We start from the raw sequence: 3,377 nt of genomic DNA on the forward strand, positions 1-3,377 counted from the left end.
TTGGGGACTGAGCGGCGTCAACGTGATCTTCGGATCCGGCGCAACCGGCATTTACGGCGCGACGACCATCGCCGGCGCCGTCGACTTCAACACCATCACTCCGACGCTCGAACCCCACGCCGTCATCCAGCAAGGCGTCGGCAACAACGAGAAACTCATGACCGGTCTCGAATTCACCGGAACGCTCGGAAAGCTCGGATACGCACTCGCGCACGGCGTTGAAGGTACCGATGGTATGTTTTCACCCCAAGTCGTCGCCCAGACCGGCAATCGCGGAAACGATTTTACGGCCGCTACGCTCGCGAACAATACCTACTCGGTGGCGGGAACCTACGTATTACACAACGATCTGCTCGATCTGCAGTACACGTTCGATCCCCGCACGCGCATCTCGGTGACGGGCTACTCGGCAACCTCGTGGGATGATAAATCCGGGAACGGCGACACCGATTTTCTCCCCGGTCAGACCGTCGCGTATCGCGCCCAGCAGGCGCTCGACGGCAACAACAATCAATCGACGGTAACGCTTCCGAATCAGACGACCGCCACGTGCACGGGTTCGATCGCCGTACTGAATGACTCGGCGGCGGGCTACGGCTGCCTTCCGGTGAGCCAATACGCAGCGGGAGCGTCGGGCCCGGCCGGCGGCGGCACCGGACCGTGGCAGGCCATTCGCAATCAAGATTACGATGCGCGCCTCACGCAGGCGATCGGGCACACGCAGTTCACCGTCGATGGCTTTGCCGATAGCTATGGCCTGGACTACAATCGCGCCGCGCAAGACAGCTCCTATAACAGCAACTACTACCGCACGCGCGGAGCGCTCGTCGGCGACGAGTTCACGCTGGGAAGCCACGACCTTAGCCTGGGCTACTACTATCAGCATCAGCTTCACACGGGCGTCGCGTATCCGATCTTCGATCAATTCGGCAACCTGATTCCCACGGCCGGGCCGGCGGCAACCGGCGCCTATACGCTCACGTCATCCAGTTACTACCTGCGCGACGTCTACACGCCGAACCAGCGTCTGTCGCTTCTAGGCAACTTCTGGTTCCAACGTTCGAAGAATACCGCCACGACGAACTTCGATCCGCGTTTGACGGTCGTCTTTCGCCCCGATAATCGCGACGTCGTGCGCCTAACGGGCGGCCGCTCGTACAGCGAACCCGATCCCTCGCTCCTGTACGCCCATCCGTCGTTCAATACGACGGCGACGAATATCAATCCGATCTGCGGCGCGGGGCCGGTGAATCAGGTCGGCAGCGTTTCGAATCCGAGCCTGCAGCCCGAAACGGCGACCGATCTGGAGTTCGCAGTCGGCCACCGATTCAGCCCGGGGGTCACCGTCCAGGCCGACGTGTACGATGCCAACGAGCGCAACGCGCTCTTCGGAGGGAACCTTCCGCTCTCGGCGCTCGGACAGACCCAGATTCCCGCCAACTATATCGCACAGTATCTCTCCATCATCGACTCGCGTTGCCCGGGCGAAACGGCGACGACCGGAAATTTGAGCGTCTCGACCACATTCAATGCGGCATCGGCGCGCTACCGTGGCATCGAGTTGAATACGACCGTCGCGCTCGTGCGCGGCCTGACGTTTACCGGCGACTACGACGTGATGTCGTCGAGCTATCTCGGGCTCTCCGATGCGCTGCTGCAGAATAACGTGCAACTCATCAACGGCTCGCAGATTCCCGGCGTGCCGCTGCATAAAGCCAACGTAGGGATCACCTACCGGTCTCATGGCGGATTCTCGACGAGTCTGCTGGGGCATTACCTCGGCAATGGAAACAATCTCAACCGTCCCGCGTTCTGGTGGGCCGATTTCAATATCGCGCAGACGGTCGGAAATCGCACCGTCAACTTCGGGGTGAACAATCTCTTCAATAGCGCCGCCCAAAATTACGGCTACATCGGCCTCGGGACGTTCTATCCCGAGAATCAGTTCGGTAGCGATATCAACAGCTTCCAGCAAGGCCGCGAAGAGTTCGGCCTACCCTTCCGTCAGGTCTGGATGACGGTTACCTACAAACTCTAGCCCTCGCTCGCGCGACGAAAGGAGCCTACGTTTTACGTGGGCTCCTTTTCGTTACGCCGTGCAAGCGATCCAACCCAAGCGTACAGCCCGAGAATCGCCGCGACGAAGGCGATAGCGCCCAGGACGTTCGCGTAACCGGCAAAGCTGTCGCCGACGAGTGCCAGCGGCGTTGCATTGCCGCTGGCAACGATGACACCGGCCAGCAGCACGCCCAGCAGGCTCTCGCCCACGATGAGGCCGGAGGCCAGGAGCACGCCGAGCCGCTGCGCCATCTCGGCGCGGTCGAACCCGCGCACCCAACGATTGTACGCCCAGCCCAACACCGCTCCGAGGACGACGGGCGCCGTCGTGGATGCCGGAAGATAGATGCCCAAGCCGACCGCAAGCGGCGGTAACTTAAAGCGCGTAAAGCGATTGAGCAGTTCGTCGATCGCGATGATGCCGGCGCCGATCGCCGCGCCGATCCCGATCAAGCCCCAGTCGATCTGTCCGGCGATGACGCCCTTTGCAAGCGCCGAAATCAGCGTGGCTTGGGGCGCCGGAAGCGGTTGCGTCCCGGCCGTCACGTGGAGATTCGGCGCGCCGGCAAACCCGTACGCATGGTTGAGGAGATCCAGGATCGGCGGGATGACGAGGGCACCCATGATCACGCCGACGATCAGTGCGGTCTGCTGGCGCCACGGCGTTGCATCGACGAGTTGTCCCGTCTTGAGATCCTGTAGATTGTCGTTCGAGATCGTCGCGATACAGAGGACGACCGCGGTCACCAACAACGCGTAGGCGATCAACGCCGGCGCGGCGCCGATGCCCACGCCCTTGACGACGGCGAGCAACAGGAGCGCGGCACCGATAACTGCGAGAATCGCTAGCCCCGATACGGGACTATTCGACGAACCGATGAGCCCGGCCATATACCCGCACGCAGCGGCTACGAGAAAGCCGGCGATCACGATGTAGACGATCGCTCCGAGCACGAGCGGAAGCATCAACGGTGCGAGGACGCCCCCTTGCAGGAACGCCGCGAGTAAGACGGCCAGCGGGATGAGGCATACCACGCTGATGAGAGCGACAATCCCGATCGGAATATCCCGTTCGGTTCGCGGAAGCGTCGCACCGGCACCGCTCGCGCGCTTTCGCGAGGCGGCCATGGCCGACAGCACTCCGCCGACAACGGGGCGCGCCAATTTCCCAAGCGTCCACATCGCCGCGACGCCGATCGCACCGGCTCCGATGAAGCGGACCTTCGTTCCCCAGACCACGTTCGCGATATCGGCGGCCGAGCCGGCCATCGGATGGAGTGCGGTAATGATCGGCGTCGCAAAGCCCCACGCGATCACCA

Annotated in this window: 2 protein-coding genes; one reads left to right on the forward strand and one right to left on the reverse strand. The window is 62.4% G+C overall.

Going from position 1 to position 3,377, the window contains the following annotated elements; genetic code table 11:
- Nucleotides 1–2,038 (forward strand): hypothetical protein (locus VMW12_08510; protein HUZ49765.1); only part of this gene is annotated, 2,038 nt, incomplete at its 5' end.
- A 32-nt stretch (nucleotides 2,039–2,070) separates the two neighbouring features.
- Here VMW12_08510 and VMW12_08515 read toward each other — a convergent pair.
- Nucleotides 2,071–3,377, reverse strand: a 1,307-nt coding sequence (locus VMW12_08515; GenBank protein ID HUZ49766.1) for an oligopeptide transporter, OPT family, incomplete at its 5' end; no start/stop codon positions are given.

Source organism: Candidatus Dormiibacterota bacterium, assembly GCA_035532835.1.
In the GTDB taxonomy this organism is placed as follows: Bacteria; Vulcanimicrobiota; Vulcanimicrobiia; order Vulcanimicrobiales; family Vulcanimicrobiaceae; genus DAHUXY01.